A 25,355-nucleotide genomic window follows, 5' to 3' on the forward strand; every position below is an offset into this window, starting at 1 on the left:
TATCCCTGCTCCTCCCTCCCCCTTAATCCATACCTTCAGAACTTAGACTCCATTTTCTGATAACGCTTTCATTATAATGGTAAGGTTTTTCATTATCGAGAGAAAATGGTTATATTTTGCAGAAGATTGTCTCTAAAAATCGTACCATTTTCACACTTCTGGATACAATTTCACTAAATTTTGATTGAAAATAATTCTGCTGATAAAGAAAACCTCCGGAATAAATCCCAGAGGATTCTGATATAACTATTCTTCACTAGTATCTACAGGCATAACAATCTCTTTTATACCATTAAAATTGCTGATAGTTGTTTGCAACGTGAGCACTGACTCTGAATTTAAGTTTTCTGATTTCAATGAAGTGAATATTTCTGCCTCCACTTTATGCGGCAAAAGTGTAGTTTTATCCAGCGTATATCTTAGTTTAATCTTGTCTGTCAAATTCTGCTTCATCAATTTCATCGTTTCCTTACTCGCATCATGAGACGATATCTCTATCGAAAGTATGTATTCTTGTTCCTCCTCAGAAACAACGATCCCCTGAGAATCTATCCGGTATATGTCTATATAATCATACGGGTCAATAAATCTTTGTGCGATTTGTTTTTCTTTCGCTGGAATATAATCGTCCTGCTTAATAAATAAATCATCCATTACCTTTGTATGATATTCAGTATCCGATATGTATTCTTCTCGTTCCTTTCCTTCCGCAGTCTCCGATTTTAGATATACGGTATAAGGATTTCTAACATAGTCGACATGAAATGAAACAGCGCTCGACCAATGTTTATCTTCACTTTTTTCCGATTTGCTGGATGTTTCTTCTTGTTTCTCCATTTCTATAGTATAGCTCTCCTGCTTAGCCAGTTCACTCCGAGACATGCTGAGCAGCCCCTCTGCACGCTTATCTCCCTCTCCTTCAGCACCTGATTTAGTGTTCGTTGCACAACCTGTCAAACCTAACATACAAATGATACCGATAAAAACCATTTTTCTGATAAACATATTACTTCCCCTTCACTTCAAATGAAATCCAAATATAACTAAATCTATTTTATCATTATAAAGTTAACAGCTTATATGACGGAAAAGGTAGACATGTGAAAAAACGGCTTAAGATACACAGTTGTTGCGCTGAATTTAGTGTTTTAATGCAAATCAAAAAATACCTCCCCGACTTTACAGCAGAGAAGGTATTTAAATAATATTATCCAATTCTCTTAGCTCAATGTGTCAACACAAACTCATCCAGCAGCTTTCCATCCACATCATAGGCCTGATAGGTTAATGTATCCCCGGTAACGTTAATGCCCGCAAACATTTGCTTATAGTTCTGAAAATGCACCGCATGATAGAACTGATCTTCTTTTTTCTCGTTAAATTTCCCTCCAGAAGCGTTGGTCACCACATAGACTGTCCCTCGTTTAGCACCTTTGGAACTCTCGCCTTCTGGAACTATTTTTCCGCCACGTAACGGGTAGGATCTGGAGTATTCATGATTATGACCCTGCAGCACTAAATCAACCTCATACGTATCAAAAATATCCGTCCAATTTTCAACTTTCTTATAGGAGTTCCCCCCGTAAGCCGGTCGGTGCATCGCAACGATTTTCCACTTCTTGTCTGTGTTCTTCAGATCTTCCTTCAGCCACTCCGTTTGCTTTTTTAGATTGCTCTCTGTATTCAGTACCGTCACATGCACAGGTCCATAATCGAAGGAATACGAGGTGCCTGCAATTGAACCCTTTGCCCCATTATCCGGCAGGTTGAAGTGTGAAGTATAATACGTTGCATCCTCATCCACCTCATCATGATTGCCTGTTACCGGCATTAACGGAATCCCCGAAATCCAGCCCTGCACATTGCCAAAAAAATCATCCCAGCCTGCCGAATCCTCCGGATCCTCCGTCAAATCCCCGTTATGCACAATAAATTTGGCTTCAGGAAATGTCTGAAAAGCCTTGTTCAGTGTATTTCCCCACAGCTTAAAATCCTCTGCCGTTTCCCCTTGAGAATCCGTTACATTGATAAAAGACACACTTGCCAGTCCATCTTCTTCCGTTGTAAATTCCGCTGCCGGACTCCATTCTCCTTCAACGCCACTACCCACTCTATAAGTATATAACGTCCCGGGTTCAAGACCCGTAGCTTCCACTTTATGAACACCTTTGGTGCCATTGTCTGTTTTGATGGAACTACTTTTCGCATCTACCCTTTGTACATCCGTATTCGCAAAAGAGGACACCTGTCCCTTTACAATCTCCAGAATGCCTGCTGCACTCGAATCACTTGTATACCAAGTAAACGCGCGGCTTGTGCTCGCATCTCCCTTAAAGGTAGTCACGAGATCATACGGTGCTGGTGAATTTGCATTACTTCCGCTTTTCGATCGTTCCAACCCATAAGCCACTAAAATAACCATAATCACAAGCACCCCTAGGATTATGGCAAATTTATAGTCTCTCATCACGGTACCTCCTTATGAAAATTTCTCTCTAGCCTTCTAAATAAGATAGCCCCCTGCAAAGTCAGAAGTCAAATCTGCACACGATTCTTTATACAGACTTTTGTTAACGCAGTGTAAAACATTCAGCAAACATTCAGTCTATTTTAAGTTAAGCATAAGGTCTGTCTCCTAGAATTAGTCAAGCAGGAAGGTTAGCCAGAGATAGAGAGAGAAACGAGGTGTGAAAATGAATAAGAAGCTTCAATTCCGGCATGAACTTAAATTTTTCATTAACTATCATCAATACCTTATATTGCGCCAACGATTGCAAAGCTTGATTGATAAAGATCAACACGCTAATGAGAGTGGAGAATACCACATTCGTAGTTTGTATTTTGACGATATCAACAACACGGCACTTGCAGACAAGCTCGGCGGTCTCAGAGAGCGGGCCAAATACCGGATTCGCATTTACAACATCCAAGACAACATCATTCACTTTGAGAAAAAAATTAAAATGGACGATTATATCGCCAAAATCAAAGAACCACTAACCCGGCAAATGTACGACGAGATTATGGCGGGCAACTACGAAGTGCTGAACGTCCCGGACAGTCCGCTGTTCATGGAGTTATACGATCAGATGCGCCATAACCTGCTGCGACCCAAGGTCATCGTGGATTATGTTCGCGAGCCTTATGTTTGCCACAACGGCAATGTGCGAATAACGTTCGATAAAGAATTACGTACGGGCCTGCATTCTACGGATATTTTCGATAAGGATTTGCATCCGATTCGGGCGATTGATGAGAACTTTATAATTTTTGAAGTGAAATTCGATGAGTATATTCCGGAGTACATTAAAATCGCATTGCAGCTGGAGGGACTGAATAGGCAGTCCGCTTCAAAATACGTGATCTGCCGCAAATTCTTAAAAACTAACACTTGGGAGGATTATTGATTATGAATGCATCACTAGCACCGCTAGCAGCTACAACAACGACTACAGATACTACAAATAATTTTTCAGACATTATTAAAAACTCGGTGATCGACAATTTTGTATCTGATATTAGTATCTCCAAGATGCTGATTACCTTGGGCGTAGCTTTTCTGATCGGATACTTCATTTACCTGCTCTACAAACGTGTCTTTAGCGGCGTTTTATATTCCAAAAGCTTTAACGTCTCACTCATGGGCATGACCATGATTACAGCTACTGTCATTATCGCGATTAACTCTAACCTTGTGCTGTCCCTCGGTATGGTCGGCGCATTGTCCATCGTTCGTTTCAGAACACCAATCAAAGATCCAACTGATCTGATCTTCTTGTTCTGGGCAGCTGTAGCAGGGATTGTAACTGGAGCAGGATTTTTCACCTTGGCTATTATCGGTTCGATCATTATCGGCCTTATTTTGTTCCTGTTCATTAAACACTCTTCTATCGAAACGCCATACTTACTGGTCATTAACTGCGACAGTGATGAAAGCGAACGTGAAGTACACAGCCATATCACCAAATCCGTAAAACGCTACAATGTGAAGCAAAAAACAGTCTCCGCAAACAATATTGAATTGACGCTGGAGCTTCGTCTGGATGATAAAGTAGGCGGCTTTGTCAACACAGTCTCTGACCTAAAAGGTGTCAAAAATGCACTCTTGATCAGCTATAGCGGTGACTATGTATCTTAATTACAACGAGATGAAAGGCGGTGCCCCAGATGAAAACCAGAGGTAAATCAATCCTGCTGAGTTTTTGCTGCCTGCTGCTGGTCATCGCCGTAGCCGGGTGTCAGAATACAAGTCCGTCTGCAACAAATAATCCAACGTCTGATGCTCAGGACAAGGTCATTTCGAGCGATGAGAAAAAGCTAGACGAGCAGGTCTTTCCAAAAGATAAGGTCGTGGATGTCAAAATCACCTTGGACCCGGACGATTTTCAGGATATGCTGGATAATGCCAGTGCTGAAGAATATAAAATGGCTTCCGTCGAGTACAACGGTATGAAATACGATAATGTAGCTGTACGGACCAAAGGAAATCTCAGTCTCAGAAGCGTAGTACAGATGACAGACTCTGACCGCTACAGCTTCAAAATTTCTTTTGATGAGTATGTTAACCAGAATTTATTCGGCATTACTAAGATCAACCTGAATAATAATTACAGCGATGCTTCTTATATGCGTGAATTTCTGACCTATGAGCTCGCTGAAAGTGTCGGTCTCCCGACGCCGAAATATTCCTTCGTAAATGTGTATGTAAATGATGAACTGAAGGGTTTTTATCTTGCAGTAGAACAGATCAGTGATGCTTATCTGGAACGCAATTTCGGCAACACTTATGGTGCACTTTATAAAGGTGTAATGACCGGTCAGGGCAGTGATTTGACTTGGCTGGGCGATGATCCATCCCTCTATACTGGACTAGAAATGAAATCCGATAAGTCTAACGATGATATTCTTGTCGACATGCTGAATGAGCTAAACAACGGCACCGATTATGAAAAATACATCGACGTAGAGGAATCGCTGAAGTATATCGCTCTAAATGCGGTCACGGGTAATATGGACAGTTATTTAGGTGGAAATAAGCAGAATTATTACTTATATGAAGACGATGGGGTCTTCTCGATTCTGCCGTGGGATTACAATATGGCTTTTGGCGGCATGGGAAGCGCAGATGTGTTAATTGACGAGCCTACCCAAGGTGCGTTGGCAGAACGCCCACTGATTGCGAAACTGCTCGCTAATGATGAATACAAAACGAAATATCACGAAATTGTTAATGAGATGATTACTGGCTATCTAGCGGACGATACGTTCCAGGCTCGGATGGATGAGCTGAACACGATGATTTCCAGCTATGTCAAAGCGGATCCATCCGCCTTCTACACTTTCGAACAGTATGAAAATGGGATAAAGGCTGTTGAGACCTTCATGTCGAACATGGCCAAAAGTATCCAGCAGCAGCTCGACGGTACCATTCCTTCCTCCGGTGACGGATCAGGAAGTGGTGGTGGCATGGGCGGCGGTGGCTTTGGTGGCGGCGCTAAAAATGGCGCAGCTCAAGGCGCTGCGGGTGCTGGGCAGGCCACAGGTGCGGTTGGCGCTACTGGTAATGCTGGCGCAAATGCAGCTGCACCAAATACCGAAGGGCAAGCGGCTACGGGTGGACAGACTGCCCAAGGCGGTGCAGGTGGTGAGCCTGGTGCCATGGGCGGACCGGCTATCCCTAATGGCGGCGAGGGGCCTGGCAGTAACTCACAAGCAGCTGCGGGTGGGCAGACTACACAAACAGGGCAAACTGCTCAGGGTGGACAGGCCAAGACTAACGGCCAAGCTGCTCAAGAGGGACAGGCCAACACTAATGGCCAAGCTGCTCAAGGTGGATTTGACGGCGGCGCGGGTGGTGAGCCTGGTGCTATGGGCGGACCCGCTTTCCCTGAAGGCGGCGGAAATGGTCCTGGTGGTGGCGGCATGGGCGGCGGTGGCTTTGGTGGCGGTATGCCTGGTGGTATGGGCGGTGGCGACTTTGGTGGTGCTGGTACTATGCAGCAAAAAGGCAGCACGAGTGAAGCCATCACAACTGGCGTCGCCATCCTTCTCCTAATACTAACCGCTGCTTTCGTAACCTTTTACAAACGCAAACGGCTGTAGATAAGTAAAAAGTATCCTCATCACCAATTAATTCATGCAAGAAGCCTCCGTCGTTTATTGACGGAGGCTTCTTGCATGAACACTATATTCTTGTATCACAACTAGTTCCCGCTTACTCTTTTCGCCCGCGCAATATACTTATGGTTGCTATTAAAAAGGCTAGTAAAGAGATCCCTAATGCGATATAGACCATTGGGTTGACACTGGTGGAGTTGTTCTCGCTTTCCATGATGGCATTATGTTCTTCCATGCTCATGCCATTGTCACTGGAACCATGAGAATGTTCATCCCCACCGGAGGCTTGCACAATCGAAGTAATAGAATGCGGACTTTCTGTTCCTGCCTCACCAGACCACTGCACCAAGCTGCCATCGGCATAATGCTGATAAGCATCCCAAGCAATGTCGCCTGCAGTATCAGGATTCTTTGCTGTGAAATAGAAACGTTGGAATTGCCCTGCTTTAATTCCTTCTCCATTAGCTATCCAGCTAACTTTGTTCCCCTCAATGGTAACATCCCAGCCCGGTGTAGCCTCATATTGCTTGAACTCGGCACCCGCCGGGATTCGTAGATCGACTTGTACAGTCGCCACATCTTTTTCTGAAGGAACTTTAAGTGTGTAAGTCTCCCATGCTCCGGTACTGGATTGTGCTGGTGCTACGGTTACGTGCGCGCTAGCCACGGCTGCGAACAACAGAAGTGTTGCAGCGGCTGGTGCGAAGAGTGTCATTATTTTACGAGATAATCTGTTCATAGTTAGAGTGCCTCTTTCTTTAAGTAATTTTATCATTTTTCACTTTCATCTCTATCCTCATATTTACCGCGGAAAATCACGTTTACGTGAAGCAAGCCCCTGCTCCAGAGCATAACGCGTTAGCTGCGTACGATTTTGGAGTTGAAGCTTCTGAAGGATGTTTTTCAGATGGTTTTTTACGGTATGCTCCGAAATCGACAGGCTTATGGCAATCTCTTTATTCGTCGATCCGGAAGACACACAGCTTAAAATCTCCTTCTCCCTCGCCGTCAAAGACTCCCCTTCGTCCGTTAATGAAGGAACGGTAAATTCTTTCAAGATTTGAAAAGCCAGCTCCCGGCTTAGCGGTGCTTCTTCATTCACAATGGCTTGCAAATATTCAATCCAGGTGGAAGGTGCCAGATTCTTGAGTAAGTACCCTTGTGCGCCTTGCTTCAATGCTTCGAGGAGGTGGGAAATTTCGTCCGATACCGTAACGATAACGATTTTGACATAGGGATATTCCTGCTTGATCCGGCGAGTAGTCTCCAGCCCGTCCATCTCCGGCATCTGAATGTCGATAAGAATGAGATCAGGCATCCACTGGGCCGTGAACGCGATCGCCTCAGGACCACTCTCCACTACTCCAATGACCTCAAAACTATCATCCATGGACAAAATCTCACACATCGCCTCACGTGCATGCGCATGATCATCCACAACCAAAACCCGGTACCTGCTCATAAACTTCCCCCTCCTTTCGTAATTTCCACATTTGTCCCCGTATTGCCGGAGCTCACCTGAAGCTTCCATCCCATTCCTTCGACACGTTCCTTCATGATCTGAAGGCCGTAACTTCCGTTCACCTCAAAGGGATCATGCTGAAATCCTTCGCCATTGTCGACAATCGCCACGCTCCAGTTTTTCTCAGTGCCTGCACCTGTGATAGAAACCTTCGCCGCTCTTGTATGCTTACGCACATTAATAATAGCCTCTCGGATACAAGATAGCAGCTCTGCTTTTTCCGAAGGAGAGAGGGCTTCATCCTGTAGACTCCAATCCAAGGAAACCTCAATCATAATCTCGTTAGCCATTTGAGCAAGCTGATCTTTAACCGACTGTTCCAATGAAAAAGAGTGCTGCTCAGACACTGGTACCTTCAGATTGGCGATCGCCTGTCGAACATAACGGTTCACCTCGTGGACGGTCTTTTTGATCTGATCCACATTTTCTTCGCTGACTTCCCCATTCCTGCGGCTTGCTTCCAAACGATCTATTTTGACAGATAAAAGAAATAAAGATTGCGCCATCCCATCATGCAGTTCCTTAGCTAGCCCTTCCCGGGCTTTCATTGCCTCTTTGAGCGCACGTTCCTGCTCCAACTCCCGCTGATTCCGCTCCATCAGCGAAAACAAAGGGACGAGCAAAACAAGAGTGAACAAAAATACGAGGACAGGTGTCAAATAATTCCCCAGATCCATCGAGATATAAGGCATTAGAAACTGATGGCGCACGACCTCCCAGATCCCTACCATTAGCGTTGGCAGTAACAGGATCATATACTTGATTCGGTTATACGTTGCTGTCCCCTCCCGTACATCTTATGATTAACAATATCACCGTCACAATTCTGCTACATGACTCGATCGGGCTATTTAAAGTTCTTATTGTTACAAATTTAAGTATTTTAAAAAAATAATGCTATCCTTCATAATATTATAAGCAATATATAGTGAAAATTTATACTTTCTTATATTGTAGCAAAAAAAAGATACATCCTTCGATGTATCTGCATCCCAGTTATAGTGGTGATGTGTAGCGTCCGTATTGAATGTCCATTTCTTTAAAAACATCTCCCTCTTTTTTCAGGAAAAATGTGTTTACGCCTTCCGCTCCCCACCACTCCATACCGAGTAATGGACCTTCAGCAGTTTCCGCCGCAAAAAGAATAGAGAACATCTCAGGTATCACTTCCCCGCCATCATCCACTCTCCAGACGGAAAATTCATCGCCTTGAATGACAGCCGGATAATCCATAAAGGTAAGCCCGGCCTTATCTTCCAGCACGAGACTAAATAACATCTCCTGATCCTGCCTAATGAATTGAACGAGATACAGCTGCCGATCACCAGACAGGTCAGCAAGTTTCCAAATGTGCTCTACTTCACGATTTTTCGCAGAAACAATATTCTGCCGCACACTTTCTGCAACATTTAGCGAGGCTTGCTTAACCTCCGTAGGCTTAACAGAGATTAGCGCATTCGCATTAAACTCTGCCTGATCCGTCAGGTAATAGGTCTCATCAGGGGTCGCATTCCCCTCTTCAACCGTATAAAGATACCCTGGCAGATTCACAAAATTGTGAGCCATCTCCCGGCCATTACTGTTCTCCGTACCCTCCTGCCATTTATTCAATTTCACTTTTAGCACTTGCCCATGATCGCCGATCGCCTCATTCAATTGTTGCATTTGCGCATCCAGCCCTTTTTCCTGCCCGGTGACTAAGATGCTCTTGCCAGACTCATCTGCAAAACCAAAATTCGCCTTCAGCTTTTCAGCTTCCAGATAAGCTGCCGGCTGCTGCATGCTTGCCGTTGGTGTCGGCTCTGCACTTGGAGAAGGGGTTGGCTTGTTAGAGCCTGAGCAGCCCGCCAGCAGTAGAACAATAAGGAAACTCACACTGAGCTTATTCATTCCCATTCCTCCAGACGAAACTAAAATATTCCCATACTAAGATACCGTTCCCCTGTGTCAGGTGCAATGCAAAGCACGCGTTTGCCAGCCCCAAGACGACGCGCTTCCTGCAACGCCGCCCATACAGTGGCACCACCGGATGGACCCAGCAGAATTCCTTCTTTTGCAGCCAGCGTTCTTACCGTCTCCAAGGCAGCCTCATCCGCGACTTGAACGATGTCATCGTAGACCTGTGTATTCAAAATGGCGGGTACGAAGCCCGGACTCGTTCCTACCAGCTTATGTGGTCCTGGCTTTCCTCCAGATAATACGGGCGAGCCTTGCGGCTCAACCACAAGAACCCGGATATCAGGTAGATGCTCACGCAAAACCTCACCGGTTCCAGTTATCGTGCCCCCAGTTCCTGATGAAGCAACAAACACATCCAGCTTACCTTCCATTTGCTCCAGGATTTCCAGAGCGGTCGTTGTCCGGTGAATATCAGGGTTGGCTTTGTTCTCGAATTGCTGTGGAATAAAACTGTTTTCCACTTCTTTTCCCAGCTCAATCGCTTTTGCTATAGCTCCCGGCATCCGTTCTGCTGCCGGCGTCAGCACAACATCCGCACCATAAGCCTTTAGAATATTGATTCGTTCCTTGGTCATATTATCAGGCATGACAAGAATCGCTTTATACCCTTTTGCCGCGGCATTCATCGCTAATCCTATCCCTGTATTTCCACTAGTCGGCTCAATGATCGTCCCGCCCGGCTTCAACAAACCTGCTAGCTCGGCTTGCAGGATTAGATTATAAGCTGCCCGGTCTTTTACACTGCCACTTGGATTAAAAAGCTCCAGCTTCACATATAGTTCTGCATCTTGGGGGCTAGTCAGCCGATTTAATCTTACAACCGGTGTATTCCCAATCAGCTCTGTTATATTGTTAACCACTAAGGATGTCATTTTAGAGCCTCCTTCATTTCTGTACCTTCCATTATTGTAACGTGAGCAGCACCTCCTGTCGATTCAGAACCCTTGGTTTCTGCAACCTGAAAACAACCGCCCCCCACGAAAGCGGGAGACGGCTGTTCAGTATTGGCAGCTTTATTTTTACGGATTAACGTTAATCGTAAAAGTAGACGTATTATTTTTAATATTCGTTACCGTATTGGTAATCTTCAGATTGTTAAAGGTGGCTGACCCTCTGGCAGGACCTTGCCCAGCCTCAGCCGCTTCATTTACCCAGATGCCCACTCCGGATTTGCTGTCAAAAGCATCTCCACTCTTTTGCGCACCGGAAATTGTGACATTCGTGAAGAGGGTATCTGTCACTGGGAATTGCGGAGTGGAGCCGACATAGTTGGTCTGGAACATGATGCCATGATAGGTTGGATCAATGATATCCACATCACTGACACGAATGCCTTGGAATACCTTAGAGGCTGAGAATACCCAGATTGCCGGGAAGGTCTGTGCCCCCCAGAAATGTCCACCTGCACGAACAATGGAAATATTCTCAAAATTCGTTGTCGGTGAAGCGCCAAAGCCGTTCATTGGATACCCGAAGTCAAGTGAGCTGATCGTAATTCCAGAATAGCAAAGCGTGTCGGCAATATAAATGTTGCGGAAGGTATTGGCATATCCGCCATAGACGGCTACACCTGCTGCCCGCCAGGTTAAGATTGAAGTGAGATTCTCATAAATATTATCCTTCATATCTGCACCACCGGAATCAATAGCCGAAAACAATGCAAAGCTATCATCCCCTGTTGCCCGTGCCTCAATATTGGATACGAGATTATTCGTGCTGCCATTCGTCATATTGATGCCGTCAGCGAAGGTGTTGCGGATACGGGAGTTTTTGATCACCATGTAATCCGTATTAGCTCCCCAATACATACACACCTGATGTTCGGTCCAGATGTTATCGATCGTAATATTTGCCACATTGGAGAAATCAAATACTTTACCCGGGCCATCAATACGTGATGTGTAGTTCCCAAAGTAAGCAAAATTCGCAAAAGTAGAGCCGTTAGCGGTATCGCTTGCCCGGAAACCGATATCCGTATTCTCCTGATTCGTTGGAGCGTAAAATCTGGTATACCATGGGCCCGCACCAATGATCTTCATTGCTTTTCCATAGACCTGAAATTTACTGGAGGTCTGATAGTTACCGGCCGGCAAATACACACCTACGAGATTTCCGGTCGTATCCATGCGTACTTTATCTAGCGCATTTTGCACATCCTGATGTGTAAAGCCGGCTGGGACCGTATATTTGGCCGGATCTGGATTGGCAATCGGTGATACCTGCTCCAAACTGATGAAATCAATGGCGTACTGCGAGGTATTTGCCACATCCTTTTGCAGTCGAATCGTACTACCTTTCGGAATCGTGCTGTCGAACATAATGTTAGCTTCATCATAAATATGCCGCGGAGAACCCGCGCTTGGTGAATTGCCGGGACTTATCTCTGAACCGTACAGCCATGCATATTTAGAGGTCAGATTAATCGCCTTGGTATAAACTCCGTTCACATAGATGTTCAGTGTAGCATTCGTACCGTCTCCACTCGCCGAATCTGGAATGGAGAAGCGGGTGACCAGTGTATTAGTGTCAGCCTTAGTAGTGAATTCTACATAACTGCCTGTAGTATTCAGTGTGACTGCTCTTCTGCCTGAAGCCTCACCCGCAAGATCTCCAATGGTCCGATTAGCAGTAAGCTTCACAGCCCCGCCACCAATCACACCCTCCTCAGCCTCATACATGTCGTAAGGCATATTGGCTCCACGACCTACAAAAAGAGACTGTGTTTGAATATTATTGGCCTGTTTAACTGGCAGCTCATTAGTGTCTACGGCAATTTCCGTCTTCACAGTATATTTGCCATTAGCTGCTGTCCAAGTGCCAAGACTAACAGGAGGCGCTGTTACTCCACTGCCAATCACGCCGCTATAGGTTCCAGTTAAGGTTTGGAGTACAGCATTCGTAGTAGCATCCAGAACCTTCAAGGTTATGTTATGCGCACCCCCTGCGGATGCTGCTGTCCCTTGATTCTTGATTGCCACCGAGAAGCTGACCACATTGCCGCCTGCTGGATTGCTTGGTGTCCAGCTAACAGGGGAAGCTACTAGATCAGAACTGGATACGGGAGCAATAATAAGAGAATTTGGGCTAGTGAAGCTGTTATTGCCTTCGTTCAATTCAATAACCGTATTATTCTCGTCAACCTTTGCAGTTAAAGTATAGGTAGCAGCATCCTTTGCGCCCATATTTAAAGTGACGTTCGTAGATGCGCCAGCCGCTAATGCCCCCACTGGGCTAGTGCCTACAAGTGTGCTGCCCAAGTAGAAATTCACATTAGTCGCTATGGAAGCTAACGTTCCAAGGTTTTTTACCGTTGCATTTAAAGTAATGGCATTGGTCTCTACTGGAGCTGAAGGTGACCATGTAAGACCGGTTATCGCCAAATCCGGATTAGCAGCTGGTGCACCCATCACTTGGAATTCAGCGATTTGTCCAGCGGTTGAACCAGTATTGGTGGTAATCTTCAACTGTACTTCACTAGCCGTGGCCGTTACCGGAATAGTGACCGTATTGCCAGTTGCCGGATTAAAAGTATACACGGTTGCTGGCACAAGACTAGTAAAGGCTGTTGTATTCTGATTATGCCCAAGCACTTGAATAGTCTGAGTACGTGTGGACCAGGCCGATGATGGATTCAGTTTGAGGACAATGGATGTAATATCGGCATTACTACCCAGGTTTACAGATAATGTATTGGGATAACCTCCTCCTGCTCCTTCCCAGTAAGTAGTTACATCACCGTCATTCGCATTTGTAGGAACAAAGGTAAAGACGGAAGAGGAAGCGTTGATGCTTTTGTTCAAGGCCAGATTGGAACCCGCCCCAGGCGTTGGTGTAACTGTTGGTGTCGGGGTCGGTGTTACCGTTGGAGTTGGTGTAGGTGTTACTGTCGGTGTTGGCGTAGGTGTTACTGTCGGTGTCGGAGTTACCGTCGGTGTCGGTGTTACCGTCGGTGTCGGTGTTACCGTCGGCGTTGGGGTAGGTGTTGCCGTTGGTGTCGGAGTTGCCGTCGGCGTTGGCGTAGGTGTTGTCGCAGAAGCTGGAGTGACGTTCAAATTATCTAGATTCACATTTCCAGTGTCTCCTGCATCGTACTTATAAGTAATCGTGTTAGCACCAGCATTCAGAGCCAGCGTCTCAATCTTTGTTGACCAAGTATTCCAATTGGCCAGATTCGCAAGTGAGGTTTGCTTAATTTTAGTTCCATTCACATAAACACTAATGGTTTTTGTACTGCCTGATGCATTTGAAAATCTTAATGTAGCATCATAGTTACCAGCAGAAGCCACATTAACGCTAAATGCAGTTGCAGCACCTTGATTTAGGTAACCATCAACAAATCCTGTACCTGTATAATCTGTATGATCCGTGTTAACCTTGGCACCACCGGATAATGCGGCATTCTCCGCTTCATATCCTGAGGATGGAGTTGTAGTTGTATTACCATGAACCTCAAATTCCGCTAACTGTGCTGCTGGCCAGACCGTATTGGATGTGAAATTCAGTTTAACATATCTGACATTCGCAGCTGTAAAGCTGATGGTCACTGTATTGGAATCAATCGTTGGATTAAATGTATAATTGGCGGAATCTACTAAGTTATTGTAAGTTGCATCATCTGTACTTCCTTGCACCGCTAACGTTTGAGTTCTTGTTTCCCAATTCGTTGGCAGCTTTAGCACAACCTGATTCACGCTGCTTGCTGCCCCTAAATCCACTTTAATCCATTGCGGAAAAACACCGCTTGCGCTCTCCCAATACGTTCCTTGGCTGCCGTCATTAGCATTGGCTGCTACGTATACATCACCGAAGGAGCTTGAAGTAATAGTCTTCCCTTGAGCTAAATTCCCCGCAGCTAAACTCACCGAGGGATATAACGTTAACTGACCTACAAATAATATAACAATTAAACAATAAAGTACTGCCGTCTTCCCGGTAAATCTTTTAGAAGCTGCTATCATTGAATAACCACCTCCCAAAATTTTGTGGAGCTATACAGCAGAAAGGATGCGCTTTCAAAACAGTAGTTTTATAGACATTCGCCTCCTACATTTGAAATGATGGATTACGGATACAAGCTACTAATAACGCTAATAATATAAGTTATAGGTAGATGGCCGTCGATGGCGATTTCTATGCTTTGTATGTGGGATATTACGTTCAACCAAAAAAAGCCACAGAGAGGTCAAGGGGACTATATTGCCCCTTAACTCTCCGAAGCTTCGTGTTATACATTAAATCTAGCTACCAACCCTTGCAGTCCATGCGCCATTGTACTTAATTCACTTGCAGAGGATGCAATTTGTTCGACTGAAGCCATTTGCTCTTGTGAGGCTGCTGACACATGCTGAGTACTCGCAGCGGTTGTTTCCGAGATTTGCGTAACGTTACGAATTGACTCTACAATCTCATCCGCAGCCGCCGTAATCTCCTCCACGGCTCCAGATACTTCCTGAACCTGTTCGGCGAGTGAATCTATAGATAATCGAATCTCACCGAAGGAACGTCCCGCTTCCTCGATAATCTCCGTACCTCCCTTTACTTCACGCATGCTGCTCATCATCACCTTCATGGCATCATCTGCTTCACTTTGGATCCCAGTCGCCATTTCTGCAATTTGATTGGCGGATTCCGCGGACTGCTCTGCCAGCTTACGGACCTGATCGGCAACCACAGCGAAACCTCTACCTTGTTCACCAGCACGAGCTGCCTCAATCGTCGCATTTAGAGCCAGCATATTCGTCTGCGAAGCGATTCCTTTTATGACTCCTACAATACTGCCAATCTCCTGGGATCGATTCACAAAACCTTGGACTTGCTGTGATAAAGATTGTATGGAGCGATTAATCGATTCCATTTGCTGTCCAGCGGCGTGAAGGGATTCATCTCCTGTAATGGCAAATGCCGCAGAGCGATGGGAGGCTTCCGAAATGTCCTGGACACTGGCAGCAATTTGGCCGATTCCTAGTGATATTTCTGAGATTGTAATTGTATTAGTCTGCAAATCATTCATCTGTTTGGCTGTTCCAGAAGCGACTTCACCCATAATATCCGATATTCGTTCTGTGGCGCCTGCCGTCACTCCACTATCTGACCTAAGCTTTGTAGAGGAACTCGCGAGACTATTTGCTGATAACTTCACCTGTTCAATCATCGTGCCCAGATTATCTGTCATTTTATTAAAGTTAAACGCCAGTTCACCAATCTCATCTTTAGAACGAACACTTAACTTGCGCGTAAGATCGGCATCCCCATCTGCAATTTCCTTCAACTGAGTGTTCACATCACGAAGCGGTTTAATAATTCGTCCAGAAATTAGCAGCGCAAGGATCACCGCGAGCACTACCGACAATCCGGTCACACCAAAGCTAGTAATCAAACCGTTATTACGATGCGAATTTGCCAGGCTTTGTCCATTCTCTATTTCCTCCATGAGCATGTTCTGAAACACAATCTGAGATTCAATCATAGCGTCTAATGACAGGTTCGTGAATTTCTTCTGCGCTTCCGGGAAGTTGCCTTCCTTAGCTAAGGCAAAAGCTTCCTTCAGAACGATTAAATAATCATTCCATTTGCTCTTCAGCTCAGCTACACCCTTTAACTCAGCTTCACTTAATCGGGCATTCTCCAGCTCTGTAATAGCATTTTCAATCAATGGGAGCATTTCTTCATACTGCGCCAGATAGGAATTCCGCTCATCATCTGTGTTACTCATCACATAACGAGCACCCAGCTCATCTGCGGTACGAATCTTATCCGTTAAGCCTTGAACAAGTGACAGCTTGTCCCAGTTACGATTAACCTGATCTGTCAATTGGGTAACCTTCCCCTGAAACAATGTGTTTCCGGCTATCGCCACTAGAAAGACTATGATCACAGCAGTAAATCCTAAGACTATTTTCCCACGGATACTTTTCACCATCGGTTTTCCTCATCTCTATATGTATGTAGGTCTATTTGGTACTTTTATCCTACTAGCTCTCCCTTAAGCCTCTCTGAATTTGAACTGAATGTTTGCTTAAAAAAACAAAAAGACCCCTATTTCCGGCCGAGGGCAGGAACTAATGGTCTTTTGAGATCTTTTTATTCGTATAAATTTCCGTTAGCCAGCTCTGCCAGCTTCGATTCATCCAGTACGCTTAAGCGTCCACGATTTCGTGTAATGATTCCTTCATCAATAAAACGACGTACGATTCGATTAAGATGCCGATAGCTTGTGCCAAGCAATTCTGCTGTCTCAATAAGACTTGAGGTCCGAATCTCCTCCACTCGCCGGTCACCGTTTTTATCTGCGAACAAAGACATTAAATAACTGGCAAATCGATTCTCCACAGGATACAACAGGTTAAGTGCGGAGGCTTGACCGAGCGTATGCAATTTGTGACTAAGTTCTCCGACGAGAAAACGTAACAACGCTGTATTTTCCTCAAGCTCTCTCAGGAGTAGTCTTCTCCCTGCAAAAAGAATCAAGCTCTCACCCACAGACTCCACTTGATTCTTAACAGGGAACCGGTGAAGGAGCTCTACATCCCCAATCACAGATATCGGATTTGTAAACCGCACCAGCATAGATTTGCCATTTGGCAGCAAGGTCTGAATTTTGAGCTTGCCCTCAACCAATATGAACATCCCATCCAATTGATCGCCAACCAAACACAGCTTTTCTTCATCCGCGTAACGTCTCAACTCCATTTTATGCGTTACCAGCGGGCTAAATATTCCGTCCAGACCGTTCTTCACTGCCAAGGCACGGACAGCCTCACGGTCATTTATCGTCTGCATGTAGTGCCCCCTCTATTGTTTGCTCCAGTGTAATTTAGAATACCCCACAAAAAAAGGACATATGTCCTTTTTAATAAGGTTTTCCTATGACACTTTACATTACAACAGAATCCACACAATAACGAATCATATCTACCTTCTGATCCTGCAGCCAAAATTCAATACTCCGATGGTTGATTTTATCCACGTATCCGATAATCTCAGCCCCTTGCTCCCCTCTTTTATAATAAGAAGTGCCATAAGCCTTGATCACTTCGTCTGCTGAAGCTCCAATATGAATATCTCTTGCCGTACTCATCGTATGATCGGAATAGACGCTGATTAGAATGATCTTATCATCACCACGTGCTGTGGCTATTGTTGTCTCGTGACCCAGATCGTAATACTGATACCGCTCTATATCATTATTTGGCTTAGGTTCCCTAGCGATTGAATCAAGGCTTTGAAGCAGCTGAATGCCGCCCAGACTTTCCTGTTCAAGATGGGTGCTGGAAACACGCGAGTAATGATTTTGTTTGGGCGCATTGTATAAATAGATATGATAGATCCCGTAACTTAAACCTACCGTAATAAAAATGATGATAAATGACCAGCCTCTTTTAAATGGCTTCTTCCTCACTGACCTCACACCTTCTTCTTACCTTTACTGTGCAAAATATTCAGCCAGCTCACGCTGCGCCAGATATTGCGGGAAATTAAACGACTGCCATGCCTGCTCACGCTTATTGAGTTCTCTCCATTCATTCTTCAAAAAATCATCCAGCATCCCATCTTCCTGTTCACTAAACTTTATCAGAGAAGGGATGACCTCCGGAGATAAACGGACCAAATAATTGGCGTCCAATTTACCACTCGCTGCATAACGATCCATATTTTTATTAGCGATAATAACATCCATCCCGATATAGTTCATGACGACGTAGGAGATCAAGCCCAGCACAATATAACATTTCGCCAATGGCACACGCTGAACAGCTATCCGTAAGGCTGCAACCACCAACAATAAGCCCATAAATATCATAAATGCATGCACTAAAAACCGAGTCGTGGTATAGCCATACACCTCTTCATAAAGAGTCAGACGGGTATAGGCGGAATATAGCATAACTGTCGAGCAACCAACCAGAATGTAGAGCAGAACATTAATAAATTTTTGCAGCCCTCCACTTCTTTTTCCTTCCGACACCAAAGCCAGCAGCAAAATCACGAAATTAATCGCAGCCACCATAATCAGCTCAAAAAATCCACTACGTGCGTAATCAGCATATGAGCTGCCCTCTGGTAAAATCCCTTCCCATGCTCCAAACAAGTAAGAAAACTGTACGAAAACAAACAATACATATACCGTGTTAATGGCTATAAGAATCGTCGTCATAATTATCGGATCCATTTTAAAGCTTACAGGCGCCAGCACTGGACCATATTCCTTAGGCTGCATATTCCAGTCATAGATTTTCGAATCCACATACCCCCACACTAAGCCGAACAAGCCCATGCCCAGCAGGATAATCCACAGCACCCGCACAAAACCTTCCCCAAATGAAATCTGATCCAGCACATTCGGCAGCGCCAGCAGTACATGATGAAACACTCCGTCCGCTGAGGACAGCAGAGTCACCACAACCAGCAATATTGGAAAAGAGATCGCAAGTCCTATCAGCACTTTCCCCATAACCTGCTTACGCTCGTCCTTCATTTTACTGCCGCCAGACCTTTTAATGATCGTAAACACAGTGCTCCAATGGCGGAAATTCTGTGGAAGCACATGCTCCAGCGTGTTCCCCACTAATCCAAGCCGGCTCCAAGCCGGCCGTTTATCACTAAGCAAATAAGTCATATGTAATAAAATCAACACCGGGATCACCAGCAGGTTCAGCCCAAAGAAGAAAAAATTATGAAAGAATAAATAGGTTAATGAAAGTAGAAAAATCGCTCCAAACCAGAAGTAACTGAATTTGTTAAGCTTGCGGATTTTAGCCTTGGCATAATAAAGCATGAACGCATAGAACAGACATACAAAGATTGGATACGATAGGCCCGCCAGCTTCCCATAAAATAAATACTGATGAACTATTGCCAGTAAGAACGCGGCAAGCAAAGCAGCAAGCGATCGATTAAGCCTAAGTCCCGTTCCCGTTTCCATTTCCTCGGTCATGGTAATTACCCCCATTTTCTTACTTTCTCATCCTTATTTTACGTGATAAAATAAGAAAAAAAAGAGAAAGAATTTATTTATAATTTCCTATTTTCCGAAAGGAACCAAAACAATGAAGCTGCATAGCCAATTTTTAAAGCTGCAATCTCATTTTGGGGGAGCCACAGAAATCTCAGTGACGATGGATGAGTTGGCATTGATTTTCGGCTGTACACACCGCAATGCCATGCATATTGTGAATAAAATGATGTTGCAGGAATGGATCAAATGGACGCCTAAGCGTGGGCGGGGAAGCCGCTCTTTGCTGCAATTTCTTGTTCCCTCCGAAGAAATTGCCCTTCAATCCATGATGCAGGCGATTAGCCGCAAAGATGTCCACAACGCTATAGAAGGCATCAAAACCCATGCCAGCTCCACCTCACTGCAGGATACACTGCAGGGTTGGCTGCTGACCTATTTTGGGCATCATTCTGAAATTCGTAGTGACAAACAAATTGATACTCTCCGGCTGCCTATTACCCAGCAGCTCCATACCTTCGATCCGCTCTATATGAATTTGCTGGCAGAGTCATTTGTTTCCAGCCATGTTTTCGACGGGTTAGTGAAACGAAGCGGTGAACGGGACAAAATTGTTCCCTGTCTGGCTCACGCCTGGGAAGTCGATGAGAGCCGGACGCTCTGGACTTTTTTTCTGCGCAAAGAGGTGTTATTCCATCATGGAAAAGTGCTGACAGCCAAGGATGTAGTCTATTCCCTGGGACGGTTGATGCAAACCTCTAAACGGACACTCTATAGCTATATTTTCAAAGAAATCCAGCGGGTCACCGCATTAAATCCATCTACCGTTCAAATTACGCTTAAGCAGCCTAATGAACTATTTCTGCCATTTTTGTGTACGAGCAGAGCCGCAATTGTACCGCGTGATTTAGAAGGAATGGATGAGCAGAGCTTTGGCCGTAGACCCGTGGGGACTGGCCCCTTTAAGGTTGTGGATATGACCGAGGACACTTGTGTGCTGGAGGTTTTTCCTTATTATTTTCAAGGACGGGCTCATTTAGATCGGGTTGAAATCCTTTATGTCCCGTGGGATACCGAAACGTCATCCTCTGATACGGGTTCTGCTTTTCACGTGATTCAGAATCCCTCATCCGCCAGTTCTTCGACCTGGAGCCGAATTCATTCGGAGTCTTCCATTCGGAAATTCGTCACCTGCAATACGCAAAAAAAGGGACCGCTAAGCGATCCCCTGCTTCGGGCAAAAATAGTCTCCTGTTTAAAAGACGATTCAGCGTCCATCGAGCAAGAAGCGATAATAGATCAAGAAATCACGTTGCAAATCTCTACGATTCCACAATATGCTGGCGATGCTGATTTTATTGCCACTAGACTAGAGCAACAAGGTTATAAATGCAATGTCATTTCCGTGTCTCCAGAGGAATTTAAAGGTCCGATTCGGCTGGAATCAGACCTGATTGTTTTCTCATTATTCCGTGACGAGGATGAACAACTTCGTTTATTTGATCTATACCTCACGCTCTCCCAGCATATTGAACCGCATACCCGGGCGGATATAGAAGGCTGGCTGTATACCATCGCGCGCGAACCTAATCCGGTGGCCCGAGCGGAAAGTTTCAGTATCATCGAGAACCGTCTGATTAAAGAGCACCACCTACATATTTTGTATGAAAAGCCGACTCAGACAGCTTATCTCCCCTCTGTCCGCGGGGTTAGCTTCAATAGCCAGGGTTGGGTCGATCTTCGTCATGTCTGGTTTCCGCCACTGCTCTCTAGCAGCAGCACGAGTTGATCTGCTTGAATTAAAAAATGCGGAAATCCAGAGCTTGCCCCGGATTTCCGCATACGCGATAAAGCTAATTATTAAGCTGCTGTTTTAGTCGTAGCTGTAACTGTAGAAGTCCCTGCATCCCACTTCACATCCATATTCAATCCCTCGGAAATAAATCTTACCGGAACCAGTGTCCGATTTCCGATAATTTGCGGAGGAACGTCGAGTGTGAGTGCTTTGCCATTGATGTAAGCAGTCTTGCTGCCAATGGCCATTACGATCGTTGTATTGTCTTTTATTGCGGTAATTTTCTTAGTCGTTTGATCCATGGTTACTGTAGCACCCAGAGCATTAAAGATTGCATTCACTGGCACCAGCACCCGGCCATCCTTATTCACAGGAAGCTGATCTGCAAAGCTGACCGCTGTTCCGTTTAAAAGTACGGATATTCCCTTAGTGCCCGTCGTGTTCGGATTCGTTGTTGATGGCGTTGTAGTTACAGAGGGTAGAGGTGTGACGTTAAGTCCTAGCTGGCCTTGCAGATTAGCAAGTCTGTTCAGCGCAAAGGTCATAATCGAACCTGCTGCCATTGTCCCCATACCTTGTCCCCCGCCTCCAGCGTTACCTGTTGGAGGTGTAGGATTGCCATCAGTCGCAGTCCCTGTATTATCAGGACGTGCTGGCGGTGTCGTTCCATCCGGAGGTGTCATGCCCTCCATCCCTTCAGGAGGAGTCATGCCTTCCATCCCAGCTGGCGGAGTCATTCCTCCACTACCACCCATTTCACCTGTTGCTGAGTAAGTAACATTACTTTCAAATTGTTCCATGGTATAAAATTTGGTTGGGTCTGCTTGAACGTAAGGTTTGATCAAGGTAGCCAATTCAGTAATTCTGCTCTGAATTCCTTCCAAATAATCAACCAGCTCAGATACATATTTCAGGTATTTAGTCTTATATTCAGGCACTTCCAACAGATTAGCAATCATTGGGACCTGATCTAAACTTATCCCAAGCGTTGGATTATCAATTGATGCAGTTACTGCGCTGGTATTGGCTGCAAGGGTTGTTGCCGATGTAGAAGTTGTGCCCGCAGCAGCTGTTGTGTCTGTTGTACCTGTTCTGCCGCCTCCGCCACCAGAATACCCGTTAAAGGACATGTTCATATCCCATGGAAGTACACTAAATTTACCGGATGCATCCCCGTACAACATATAATTATGACCTTTATCCCCGTTATAGCTGTCATAGTTACCCAATACAGCATTAGCGGCAATATACTTCAGTGCCGAATCCACATCTAGCACACTTTCAATAGAACCCTTCTCACCGGCAGGCATCTCATTCAGCACCTTGATGAAGTTCTTTAACGAAGCTTTATCATCTTCTTTACCTGTATCATAAGTTATCGTTTCGTAGTCACTGCCTTCTTTGTACTGCAGATAACTTTTTTCTTCTGTATCATACAGAACACCATCGTCATAATTTTCTCCATAGGTACGTTCTAGATAGCTATCATCTATCGCTTCCACACCTACATAAAAACCATATAATTCTCCGTTGATATACAGGTTGGTGAACACAGTCAAAGGTGCATCCACACCTACAGAACGAAGCGCTTCGTAATGTAAATATTCACGAATATACGAAGGGTCCGAGAAATTATTGTTCAATACCATTTTATCAAGACCAAGTAACGTTTGCTTCTTATCATATTTATCAAATTTCAGCCGGAAGCTGTATCTGTCCGAGTCTGTCATACTGGCTACCGATTTTAACGTCAGATTCCCTTTAGTAGAAAATCCAACATTTTCAACAACATTCCCGTCAACTTCAACCTTAACTTTTTTGTATTCTTATTCGAGGGGACTTGCTAATATACTTTTCCAATCCGCATCATCAATCGTTACTTTAACATCAATGATTCTGTCACCCGCGAACAGGGATTCATACGCTTTCGTTACACCTGCATCCGCCGCACTAACTACGGGCGTGTTTCCAGCAACACCAAACGCCGTTGAGACGATAGCAAGACTTAGTGTAGCTGCCATGAACTTTCTCAGCAAATTTTTCTTCTTCACCATGTGTAATCCTCCTTGAAGTACAGATTTATGTTTTCGCAGTTCAAGGAGATTGTAAAATATGAATCTGAATATACGCTGAATAGCTTGTCTATGCTTTGCCAGGTAGGCTGTTTATCAGCCCTTTGCCAATCAGATTAGCTGAAACTGGCGGTTTTCCGATCTCTCTAGCCCAGACCGATAATTGCCCGACATGATGAATCTCATGAGCAATCACATGGCGCATTACCTCACCCCAGGCATCGGTCACGATCCTGCCATCCGGAAGATGATCCTCAAAAATCCTCTGCTCCAGCCCCTCATGCCAAGCCGTTACAAAGGGTTCCACCTCTGTGTGGAATTTTACATCCAATTCTCGTACTTGCTGCAAAGTCTTGTACCGCTCAAAATCCTCTTGGAAATCCGGCTTTCCTTGCAATACTTGAATCCAGCTCCACTCCACATCAACAATGTGAAAAAGCGTCTTAAGAATACTGCCTACACCACCTATACGTGTTGCGAGCAGCTCCTCCTCAGAAATATCTCCACACCACTCATACCATTGTTCACGGACCATCCAGTTATATTTAAAAAATGTATGCAGGTTAAAAACCTCCTAGAAAGTTGTGTGCTTTTTAATGGGAGCTTAAATGTTTTCGGTATCCCTCCACCTTTTCATCTCTATAACCTAACGATTCATAGAACACATGCGCTTCCTTCCGCTGCTCACCGGAGACTAAAATGATATAATAGCAGTCTCTTTCCCGGGCTGCTTGTTCAATGGCGTTCATAAGTTTTTTGCCAACGCCTTGACGGCGTGCCCGCGCTGAAACCACCACATTCTCAATCACCATAAACGGTTTGCAGTCCCCCACTAAATCCTGACACACGATGCCCATCAAAGACCCTAGTAACTCACCCTCTACAAAAGCACCCAATAGAATGTAGCGGTTATCCGCCTTGACCCCTTTAAATACTTCTTCAAGCTTATTAAGGTCAGACGGTTTATTCATCAGCTCTTGATATAAATTCCCCAGTTCAGGAAGAGATTCCATTTCTATTTCTTTAATAACAACCATGATTGTTCATCCTGCTTTCTTTTAAATTAACAGCCCTGCTCATACACATATAGTCCACCATTCCGTGGATGAGATATACGCTTTCCATTATAACCTCTTTGGATCAACTGCTGCGTCAATACCTTCATAAAGAGTAATGCCCATAATTCCAAACTTCCTTCAACTCGAATTCATCTTTCTGTCCATCCCACTCTACTACCACTTTGATGATAGAATCCTCTCGCTCAAACGCACCAATCCCAGAATGTACGGACTTCAACTCACCTTTGACTCCCTCAATATTATTGCTGACTTCTTCTGTAGCCTGTTGAATATATTCCGCCGACCAAAAGTTCCTCCTATACCATTTGTAAATATCTCTGCACGATCTCAACGCGCTCTCCAACCGATAAATCTTCCTCTATTCGTAAAATAGGACATTCCAGTGTGGACATCCATTCCTCATGCAGCACTTTGCTCCTGACTTCAACTCCAGCAACATCATACAATGCCGCCCACTCCATAAAGGTCTGATATGCTTCGTATTTACTTCCTCCAGGCAAAATATGATCACCATATCTCTCGTACTCTCTGGCTCTTAATCTATCTAAACGAATTTCCGGTGGAAGTCCTAGAAAAATAACCAAATCGAATAATGGTCGAAGGCCATCTCCCCAGCCACATACCGCACCGCTTAAAATCCAAGGCTCCTTATGGGTCAAATCGCTTGTAAGTTTCGCTAATCGCGCATTGACCTCACGCTGCTTAGTGAATTTATGCTCCCAAAAATAGTCGTCACTGTCTAACTGGACATGTGGCAACACTTTAGCTAATTCGTAACCTAGTGTACTCGTTCCTACGCCTGAGGCTCCCATAATATGAATTCTTCTCATACCTTCCCCCACCTTTAAGTGGATTTAAA

General features: G+C 44.9%; 22 protein-coding genes. 4 read left to right on the forward strand and 18 right to left on the reverse strand.

Features of this window, described 5'->3' with window-relative positions:
* Positions 1-246: 246 nt before the first annotated feature.
* Together MHH63_RS16425 and MHH63_RS16430 are read right to left on the reverse strand one after the other, a co-directional pair.
* On the reverse strand, positions 247-1,005 hold the full coding sequence (locus tag MHH63_RS16425) for a DUF6612 family protein (RefSeq protein ID WP_076179752.1): 759 nt from the start codon (positions 1,003-1,005) through the stop codon (positions 247-249).
* Between the two features lie 220 nt (positions 1,006-1,225).
* On the reverse strand, positions 1,226-2,467 hold the full coding sequence (locus MHH63_RS16430; RefSeq protein WP_076193895.1) for a purple acid phosphatase family protein: 1,242 nt from the start codon (positions 2,465-2,467) through the stop codon (positions 1,226-1,228).
* Between the two features lie 226 nt (positions 2,468-2,693).
* Here MHH63_RS16430 and MHH63_RS16435 point away from each other — a divergent pair, with 226 nt between their 5' ends.
* Genes MHH63_RS16435 through MHH63_RS16445 form a run of 3 tightly spaced genes read left to right on the forward strand, consistent with a single transcriptional unit; the run spans position 2,694 to position 6,102 of the window.
* A complete protein-coding gene (locus tag MHH63_RS16435; RefSeq protein WP_036683495.1) occupies positions 2,694-3,407 on the forward strand; it encodes a polyphosphate polymerase domain-containing protein in 714 nt (237 codons plus the stop codon).
* Positions 3,408-3,409: 2 nt separating this feature from the next.
* On the forward strand, positions 3,410-4,138 hold the full coding sequence (locus MHH63_RS16440; RefSeq protein WP_036683492.1) for a DUF4956 domain-containing protein: 729 nt from the start codon (positions 3,410-3,412) through the stop codon (positions 4,136-4,138).
* Between the two features lie 29 nt (positions 4,139-4,167).
* The gene (locus tag MHH63_RS16445) at positions 4,168-6,102 is read left to right on the forward strand and encodes a CotH kinase family protein (RefSeq protein WP_341171800.1); all 1,935 of its coding nucleotides are present in this window, start codon (positions 4,168-4,170) and stop codon (positions 6,100-6,102) included.
* 112 nt (positions 6,103-6,214) lie between these two features.
* On the opposite strand, the gene MHH63_RS16450 is transcribed toward MHH63_RS16445, so the two are convergent.
* From MHH63_RS16450 to MHH63_RS16495, 10 genes are all read right to left on the reverse strand, one after another.
* Positions 6,215-6,856: a DUF1775 domain-containing protein gene (locus tag MHH63_RS16450; protein WP_076130655.1), complete on the reverse strand. Its 642-nt coding sequence runs from the start codon at positions 6,854-6,856 to the stop codon at positions 6,215-6,217.
* Positions 6,857-6,919: 63 nt separating this feature from the next.
* Positions 6,920-7,579: a response regulator gene (locus tag MHH63_RS16455; RefSeq protein WP_076130654.1), complete on the reverse strand. Its 660-nt coding sequence runs from the start codon at positions 7,577-7,579 to the stop codon at positions 6,920-6,922.
* The gene (locus tag MHH63_RS16460) at positions 7,576-8,394 is read right to left on the reverse strand and encodes a sensor histidine kinase (RefSeq protein ID WP_076130653.1); all 819 of its coding nucleotides are present in this window, start codon (positions 8,392-8,394) and stop codon (positions 7,576-7,578) included. The genes MHH63_RS16455 and MHH63_RS16460 overlap by 4 nt, the downstream gene beginning before the upstream one ends.
* Before the next feature lie 241 nt (positions 8,395-8,635).
* Positions 8,636-9,529: a hypothetical protein gene (locus tag MHH63_RS16465; RefSeq protein WP_076219842.1), complete on the reverse strand. Its 894-nt coding sequence runs from the start codon at positions 9,527-9,529 to the stop codon at positions 8,636-8,638.
* Between the two features lie 20 nt (positions 9,530-9,549).
* Complete coding sequence (gene cysK, locus MHH63_RS16470; RefSeq protein ID WP_036683481.1) at positions 9,550-10,470, reverse strand: cysteine synthase A; 921 nt, start codon at positions 10,468-10,470, stop codon at positions 9,550-9,552.
* A 147-nt stretch (positions 10,471-10,617) separates the two neighbouring features.
* Positions 10,618-14,556 (reverse strand): discoidin domain-containing protein, encoded by a 3,939-nt coding sequence (locus MHH63_RS16475; protein WP_341171801.1) that lies wholly within the window; start codon positions 14,554-14,556, stop codon positions 10,618-10,620.
* Between the two features lie 266 nt (positions 14,557-14,822).
* A complete protein-coding gene (locus MHH63_RS16480) occupies positions 14,823-16,517 on the reverse strand; it encodes a methyl-accepting chemotaxis protein (protein WP_341171802.1) in 1,695 nt (564 codons plus the stop codon).
* A gap of 161 nt (positions 16,518-16,678) precedes the next feature.
* Positions 16,679-17,377 carry a Crp/Fnr family transcriptional regulator gene (locus MHH63_RS16485; RefSeq protein ID WP_036683474.1) on the reverse strand — a complete coding sequence of 233 codons (699 nt, stop codon included), beginning with the start codon at positions 17,375-17,377 and terminating at the stop codon, positions 16,679-16,681.
* Between the two features lie 94 nt (positions 17,378-17,471).
* Entirely contained in the window at positions 17,472-17,996 is a 525-nt protein-coding gene (locus MHH63_RS16490) for a hypothetical protein (RefSeq protein ID WP_076130648.1), read from the reverse strand.
* 24 nt (positions 17,997-18,020) lie between these two features.
* Complete coding sequence (locus tag MHH63_RS16495) at positions 18,021-19,532, reverse strand: DUF4153 domain-containing protein (RefSeq protein WP_076280476.1); 1,512 nt, start codon at positions 19,530-19,532, stop codon at positions 18,021-18,023.
* 112 nt (positions 19,533-19,644) lie between these two features.
* Here MHH63_RS16495 and MHH63_RS16500 point away from each other — a divergent pair, with 112 nt between their 5' ends.
* Complete coding sequence (locus MHH63_RS16500) at positions 19,645-21,339, forward strand: ABC transporter substrate-binding protein (RefSeq protein ID WP_076193877.1); 1,695 nt, start codon at positions 19,645-19,647, stop codon at positions 21,337-21,339.
* Positions 21,340-21,410: 71 nt separating this feature from the next.
* On the opposite strand, the gene MHH63_RS16505 is transcribed toward MHH63_RS16500, so the two are convergent.
* The 6 genes from MHH63_RS16505 to MHH63_RS16530 form a co-directional block, all read right to left on the reverse strand.
* Positions 21,411-23,075 carry a CotH kinase family protein gene (locus MHH63_RS16505; protein WP_341171803.1) on the reverse strand — a complete coding sequence of 555 codons (1,665 nt, stop codon included), beginning with the start codon at positions 23,073-23,075 and terminating at the stop codon, positions 21,411-21,413.
* 96 nt (positions 23,076-23,171) lie between these two features.
* Positions 23,172-23,399, reverse strand: coding sequence for a hypothetical protein (locus MHH63_RS16510; RefSeq protein ID WP_341171804.1), 228 nt, complete (start codon positions 23,397-23,399; stop codon positions 23,172-23,174).
* A gap of 88 nt (positions 23,400-23,487) precedes the next feature.
* On the reverse strand, positions 23,488-23,979 hold the full coding sequence (locus MHH63_RS16515) for a DinB family protein (protein WP_076309241.1): 492 nt from the start codon (positions 23,977-23,979) through the stop codon (positions 23,488-23,490).
* Between the two features lie 31 nt (positions 23,980-24,010).
* On the reverse strand, positions 24,011-24,454 hold the full coding sequence (locus MHH63_RS16520; protein WP_340012366.1) for a GNAT family N-acetyltransferase: 444 nt from the start codon (positions 24,452-24,454) through the stop codon (positions 24,011-24,013).
* A gap of 124 nt (positions 24,455-24,578) precedes the next feature.
* Positions 24,579-24,713 carry a hypothetical protein gene (locus MHH63_RS16525; RefSeq protein WP_256715869.1) on the reverse strand — a complete coding sequence of 45 codons (135 nt, stop codon included), beginning with the start codon at positions 24,711-24,713 and terminating at the stop codon, positions 24,579-24,581.
* Positions 24,714-24,792: 79 nt separating this feature from the next.
* Entirely contained in the window at positions 24,793-25,326 is a 534-nt protein-coding gene (locus MHH63_RS16530; protein ID WP_341171805.1) for an AAA family ATPase, read from the reverse strand.
* Positions 25,327-25,355: the final 29 nt, after the last annotated feature.

The organism is Paenibacillus sp. FSL H3-0310, assembly GCF_038002785.1.
GTDB classification, from domain to species: domain Bacteria; phylum Bacillota; class Bacilli; order Paenibacillales; family Paenibacillaceae; genus Paenibacillus_AQ; species Paenibacillus_AQ odorifer.